Raw genomic sequence first — 6994 nt, 5'->3', positions numbered from 1 at the left:
GCGACCATTTCTAGTTCATATTGTTGGGGGGTTTTGTCTCTAAGCATGGTGAATCCATGTTGTTCACTATGCTCATTAGATCAAAGGCCTGGATCTGCGTCCAGGCCTTTTTCAACAGTCTGAAAGGCATCCTGATGGATGCCTTTGTTATGATGCGGATGAGAGTTAATCAATACGGGCCAGCAATTCCTGGCCGATGGGGCTGGCGATATAGCCGTTGGACTCGGCCCACTCTTTGAGCGCAACACCGTCTTTCTCTGTGCGCGTCAGGTCGCTCTTACCCATTTTCTTAATCATATATGTGCCGGTTTCCACTGCTTCGTTTTCCATAGCGTAGCGGATCAGGCTATTACCCGCACAGCTGATACCGTCATAATAGTCACCCAGACGCAGACGATAGTCATCTTGCACAGCACGCATCTTCTTGCGTAATTCAGATTTGTCATCGTTTTTCACGATGGTACAGATGTTCTGCAGGGTTTCATTAATATCGGCAAAGCTTGCTGGCGCAAAGGACAAAGCCGAGATTGTAGTTACCAGAGTCAGAGTTGAAAGTTTCATGGTGTTGCCTCTTTAGCTGTTGTCTTGACAGTTAAAAGGCTAACAAATGACCAATTGGCGGTTACAGCCCCTGATCTGACACCTAATTATATTTTTTAATACGCAAAGGCCACATCAGTATATTTCCATATCTCTTGAGGCCAGTTGTAACGGGGGCTGTGGCGGCTCAAACAAAAAATGGCCAAATCGGTTGATCTGGCCATTTTTGCTTAAAATTCCGTTAATTTTTTGCTTTTCAGCGATTTTCACTGAGGATTTTGAGGCTGGACAACAGTTCTGGATTACTGATATTGCCTTCACGCAGCCACACCTGAACATCATGCGGCGCGACCACAGCGGACAAAGCCTGGCCCTTTTCAATCCGCGCAATATTTCCACTGAGCATTTCCTGCCATTGGCCTGCTTCAAGTCTATCGTCAATGGCAAAGATGGCCGGCTCATCCCCTTTATTTAACAGCACCATTGCCGTCTGCGCGGTGTTTCCATCCTGCAGCACCCGATAAAAAGCGGCCTGGTGTCCATCCAACAGCAGATTCACTTGTAAGCCACGCTGTAAAGCCGGTAGTTGCTTGCGCAATGCGGCGATACGGCTTAACTGTGCCTGGATAGGGTGCTGTTTGGCCAGTTCAATATTGTCCTGGCCATAATAGTTGCGGTTCCCCTGATGCTCTACCGCACCGCGCATATAGCCCATTTCTGAGCCCATATACACCACAGGGATACCGCGACTGGTAAAGAGCCAGTTATGGGCATCGATGAAGCCATTGTCGCTGGCATTCATCCTGGCCATGTCATGATTGTCGTAAAAGGTCATCAGCTCATAGGGGTTGGCATAGGGGCCGTGGGTAAGATGCAGGTAATCGGCTAACTCAGCAAAATCACTGTCCGCATTGGAGAAAACCTTAGCCATGGCTTGCTGACCAGGAAAGTCCAGCACACTGATACCACCATTTTTGGCTAGCGTGTGCTGAGCAATAAAATTGGCATCATAGTTGTAGCTTTCCCCAAACATAAAAAAGCCCGGATGTTTGGCCCGAATACGATCGGCAAAGGCTTTCCAGAAATGATGGGGGACATGCTTGATGGTATCGATACGAAAGGCATCGGCGCCCTGCTCTATCCAATGGCTGTAGGCCTCAACAAAATAATCCAAAACCGCAGGGTTCTCATCGTTGAGATTGGAGAGTTCCATAATATCCCGTTCAGTATGAAAAAACTGATGCAGCGGATTGGTGGGGTCGAGTTGCTCTGGCGGCAGATTCTGATGATCAGCAATCAGTTCACCGTTTTTGCCATAGATCTCGCCGAACTTGGGTTGGTCCACTGGCATACTGAAAGACGGAGAGCCATGATTGGTGACAATATCGAACACCGACTTGATGCCGAAATCCTGTTTTAAGCTGGCGGCCAACTCTTTATAACCAAGACCTTCGGAAGGATAGTGCTCATCTTCCTTAAAGAAGTTCACTCCCCAATAGCCGTGATAACCGGTTTTACCGCCGTCCTTAAAGGATTCCCCAAACGCAATAGGCGTGCCGCCACTAAAGGCTTGGTCGGGATTATCGACTATCGGCGTCATCCAAATGGCGGTAAAGCCCATATCACGGATAAACTGGGCGTTATTAAGCACCCCTTTAAAATCACCGCCCATGTAGCCTACATTGGCCTGACGTCCATCTGGCCCTAATAGCGGTAAATTAAAAGTCGGATAGTCACCGCCCTGATCTTCATGATTATTGCTGGGATCCCCATCTACAAAGCGATCCGTCACCAGGAAATAGACCGCTTCACTGGCAAAGGGATGTTCAGTGCCCACAAATTGCGGACGGATTTGGGTACTGACAGAAGCAGGTTGTGCATGATCGCCAGCCAGCTCTTGAACAGGCTGGCATCCGATTAAAAATGACAGACTCAAAAGCGACCAGCAGGGCCTCGACAAAAGTTTATTCATCTTCGCTCTCCCTAGGCTTCGCTGATATTGACTCGCAACGTCATCAAGCCGGCAAGCAACATACTGCACCCGCCGACCACCAAGGCAAACACGGGTTGGCTGTCAAACAAACGAGTCACCAGGAAACCCAGAATACTGGCAGCCAGTATTTGCGGGATAACGATAAAGAAATTGAAGATCCCCATATACACCCCCATCTTCGCCGCCGGTAATGCATTGGAGAGAATGGCGTAGGGCACCGACAGAATAGAGGCCCAGGCAAAGCCAACGCCGATCATCGGTATCACCAAATAGGCAGGATCATCGATATAGAGGAATGAAATAAACCCCACACCGCCGAGTGCCAGGTTAAATAGATGGGTGATCCGCAAGTTACTGAATTTCACCATGATGGGGATCAGAATGGCGGCCAGAATAGATGTACCGTTATAGACGGAAAATAACACGCCTACCCAGTCTGCACCTTGATTGTAAAGGACAGAGCTGGTGTCCTGGGTATTGTAATGATGGCTGGTCACCGCAGCGGTGGTGTAAATCCACATGGCAAAAAGTGGAAACCATGAGAAGAATTGCACCACGGCCAGTTGGCGCATGGCCAGCGGCATATTAAACAAATCACCAATGACCTGATAGAAACCGTTGGCCGTATGCCGCTTGCTGGCCATATAACCCGCTATCAACTGTGCAACGCCAAATGCCATCAAGCCGCCGGCAAGCAAATAAAGGTTTTTATCCAGTCGTTCAATATTCCAATGGATCACAATACCGATAACAACACCGCTCACCAGCCAAGCAAGACCACCTTTGACATATTGACCTGTGCTTCTGATCACCTTCATCTCAGCCTGAGCACCCTCGGCAGGGTGGCTGTCTTCAAAAGCATCAAGCTGTTCCGGAGAATATTCTTTGGTGGAGAAAACTGTCCATAACACGGCCAAAAGGAACACCGCGCCACCGGCATAGAAGGCCAGCTTTACCGACTCTGGCACCTGTCCGGGTGCCGCTGTGTTACTGACCCCCATCCAGTTAGTCATCATCCAGGGCAAGGCCGAGGCGACAACCGCACCGACGCCGATAAAGAAACTTTGCATGGCATAGCCTAATGCCCTTTGACGGCGGGGCAACATGTCTCCCACAAAGGCTCTGAAGGGCTCCATGGAAACGTTAATAGAGGCATCCATGATCCACAGCATACCGGCCGCTACCCACAAGGCCGGAGAGTTGGGCATAATAAACAAGGCGAGGCTGGCAGCGATGGCACCATAAAGGAAATAAGGGCGACGGCGGCCCAGTTTGCCCCAGGTGTTATCACTGAGGTAACCAATGATGGGCTGCACTATCAGGCCGGTGATGGGAGCCGCCACCCAAAGCATCGCCATGTTGTTGTAATCTGCGCCCAAAGTTTGAAAGATACGGCTGACGTTGGCATTTTGCAGGGCGAAACCGAATTGGATCCCCATAAAGCCAAAACACATATTCCAGATTTGCCAAAAACTGAGTTCGGGCTTGGTTTTGCCCACGGCCTTGAGGGAAGGCTTGGGGTCGGCGATATTAGCCGCTTTTACACTATGCATAAGGACGTTTCCAATCCAGTGGCTTTGGGGCTATTTGCCCTGCCCCGAGAGGCCAGAACAATTGTTAGCTTGTTGTTAACAGAGGCGTAGCAGCGATGTTACAAAAACCCTTGGATGGAAACGAGCATTATCCAGCATTGTGCATACGTATTCAGTAGCTGAAAATCAGTCCGGGTCGCCGAATAACCACTGATAGGCGCCTTCAAACTCCGAGCCCCAAAACACTTCGTTATGCTCGCCCTGTTGTACTACCTTGACTCTGAATTGGGAGATGGGAAAGCCGTTATCCTGCAACAGGGTGGCTACCTTTAAGGTATTGCTGACCATTTTCGCGTCCTCCTGACCACCGACCACAAAATAAAGTTTGGCATCGTGTGGCAAAGACACATGTTCTATCTGTTTAAAGGCATATTCCGACACCCAGTAGGAAGGGGAGAAAATCCCAGCTTTGCTGAATACATCGGGGTATTGATTAATCATAAAGTGTGAAATCAAACCACCCAGTGAGCTGCCCATCACCGCCGTATGCTGCGGATCAGCCCAAGTGCGGTAATGTTTATCCACCCAGGGTTTGACCTGATCCACCACAAAGCGTACATAGGCCAGACTTTCATCATTGGCTCCGCCATGGGGTGTCCAGGGCACCATCTCAGTATTGCGACGCTCACCGCCATGATCGATGCCGACCACAATAGGCACGGATTTTCCGGCTTTGGCACGGGCATCGAAGAACTCATCGACGCCCCATTCGCCGGCATAAGCCGTTTTGTCGTCGAACAGGTTCTGTCCATCGTGCATATACAACACCGAATAGCGCTTCTGCGAAAGCGCATAATCCGGCGGCAAATACAATCTAATGGTACGGGGGCGACCAGTCCCTTCAATGGTCATTTCATTTTCAAAGACCTGCACGTTAGCGCTGGCTGTAGAGCCAGGGTTGGTTGGGGGGGCTGCCTCAGTTACCGCAGGTGCGGGCGGTTCACCACCACAGGCCAAAAGGCCACAGCCTACCAACAAGCCAATGCCAAGCTTTTGCAGGTCTTTTATCTGCATTAATCTGTCTCCGACAGCTAGGGTATTATAATTTAAATATAACGGACTCCAGTGGCTTCAGAGAGAGAGAGACTGCCCCCTGGCCATCCTGCACTTTCAGACTGGCATTCTGTTTACCATATAGCAATTCATTTAATCGCCACACCCCCTCATCGATGGCCATTTTGCTGACCGCCTCTGCTGGCAATACCAATTCGAAATCATGCACTTGCTCGTCAAAGTTGGCGACCACTAACAAACGTTCGTCACCTTGATGACGGGCAAAGGCATACAGATTTCCTTCATAGCCCGGTGTAGACAGATTGGGGGTATGCAAATCAATATAGTCCCCGGTTAACGCAGATTCTGATTTGGCTATGTTTAACAAGCGGCTGTAGAAATCACGCAGGGATTTATCCTTGTCACTTAGCATTCCTCCATCGAAGGCACCATCATTCATCCAACGCTGATGAGCCGGCACTCCCCAATAATCGAAGATAGTGGTGCGACTGGCCTTTCCAAACCCTGCATCACCTTCGCCAGGCTCGCCGACTTCCTGGCCAAAGTAGATCATGGTCGGACCGGCATTGACCGTCGCAGTGACGACCATGGCAGGACGCGCCCTATCGGCATCACCGGCAAACTGAGGACTGGCAATACGTTGCTCATCATGGTTTTCCAGGAACATCAGCATGTGCTGCTGAATATCCAGTAGGCTTTTTGCCAGATCAGGCAGTGGCGTCGTGTCGGCTTTGCCCTCCACCACCGCGCGAAGTGCATCATAAGTGCCGACTTTGTCGTAGATGTAACCCATTTTGCCCAGGTGCAGATAGTCACGGTAGATGGGTGGCGTATAGATTTCTGCCAGCAGGAAAGCCTCAGGATTTACTGCTTTGATGGAGCAGTTCATAAAGCTCCAGAATTCCACCGGCACCAACTCGGCCACATCATAACGGAAACCGTCTACCCCTTTATCCAACCAATACAAGGCAATGTCCTTAAATTTGTGCCAGGCATCGGGTAAATCCTGCTGCTGCCAGAACGCCAGGTGGGCGTCACAGTCCTTTTGCGCGTATTCAGCGGGTAGCTTAGGGAAGTCGTAACTGCCATCGGGCTTTACACCGTAATTGATTTTAACGGTTTCATACCAATCATCGGCATGGGGTTTGGCGGCGCGGCTGCCATTGCCCGTCCACTTGGCCGGCATTTCATCGAACTTACCGTCTGATAACGGATGGGTTTCGCCGCCCAAAGGTTCAAAGCCCGGCAAGGGGTCTGGCGTTTGAAAAGCTTCACCGGGGATATAGTAGAAATTATTGTGCTTGGCGTATTCCACCGTCTTGTCATCATCGGCACCAAAATCCTTTACCCCTTGCGGCTTGGATAAGGACTGATAATCCCGCGCCACGTGATTAGGCACAATATCCATCAGCACTTTCATGCCATGGCGATGGGTACGCTCAATCAGTGCCTGCCATTCCTGCAAACGCTTGCTTGGATCCAGGGCCAGATCCGGATTCACATTGTAATAGTCCTTCACCGCATAAGGTGACCCGGCGCGGCCTTTGACCACATCGGGATCGTCCACAGTAATTCCGTACTCAGTGTAATCGGTGATCAGCGCATGGTGGGGCACACCGGTATACCAAATATGGGTTACGCCCAATGCTTTGATGGCAGACAAGGCCTTATCGTCAATATCGGCAAACTTGCCAACACCGTTCTCTTCAAGGGTTGCCCAGGGCTTGTTGGTTTGATTCTTATTGCCGAATAAACGGGTCAACATCTGATAGACAACAGGTTTGCCCTCGGCCTGCGGCTGTGGAGAAGGCACAACATCTTTTGCAACAACAGGCTTTGGCAATTGGGCTTCCTT

At 50.3% G+C, this 6994-nt stretch carries 5 protein-coding genes; all 5 read right to left on the bottom strand.

Translation table 11 applies throughout. The features are described from left to right. Nucleotides 1-165 precede the first annotated feature (165 nt). Nucleotides 166-561, bottom strand: a complete 396-nt coding sequence (locus P2G88_RS12320; RefSeq protein WP_275796378.1) for a DUF3718 domain-containing protein — start codon at nt 559-561, stop codon at nt 166-168. 235 nt (nt 562-796) lie between these two features. Continuing rightward, complete coding sequence (locus tag P2G88_RS12315) at nt 797-2512, bottom strand: alpha-amylase family glycosyl hydrolase (protein ID WP_275796376.1); 1716 nt, start codon at nt 2510-2512, stop codon at nt 797-799. Between the two features lie 11 nt (nt 2513-2523). Then, a complete protein-coding gene (locus P2G88_RS12310; protein ID WP_275796387.1) occupies nt 2524-4032 on the bottom strand; it encodes an MFS transporter in 1509 nt (502 codons plus the stop codon). A 219-nt stretch (nt 4033-4251) separates the two neighbouring features. Further along, nucleotides 4252-5139, bottom strand: a complete 888-nt coding sequence (locus P2G88_RS12305; RefSeq protein ID WP_275796374.1) for an alpha/beta hydrolase-fold protein — start codon at nt 5137-5139, stop codon at nt 4252-4254. A gap of 25 nt (nt 5140-5164) precedes the next feature. After that, nucleotides 5165-6904, bottom strand: a complete 1740-nt coding sequence (locus tag P2G88_RS12300) for an alpha-amylase family glycosyl hydrolase (RefSeq protein WP_275796385.1) — start codon at nt 6902-6904, stop codon at nt 5165-5167. Between the last annotated feature and the right edge of the window lie 90 nt (nt 6905-6994).

This window comes from Aliiglaciecola sp. CAU 1673 (assembly GCF_029223185.1).
Lineage (GTDB): Bacteria > Pseudomonadota > Gammaproteobacteria > Enterobacterales > Alteromonadaceae > Bowmanella.
Note: the sequence above shows the minus strand (reverse complement) of the source record. Positions and strands in the feature narration are given on the sequence as shown.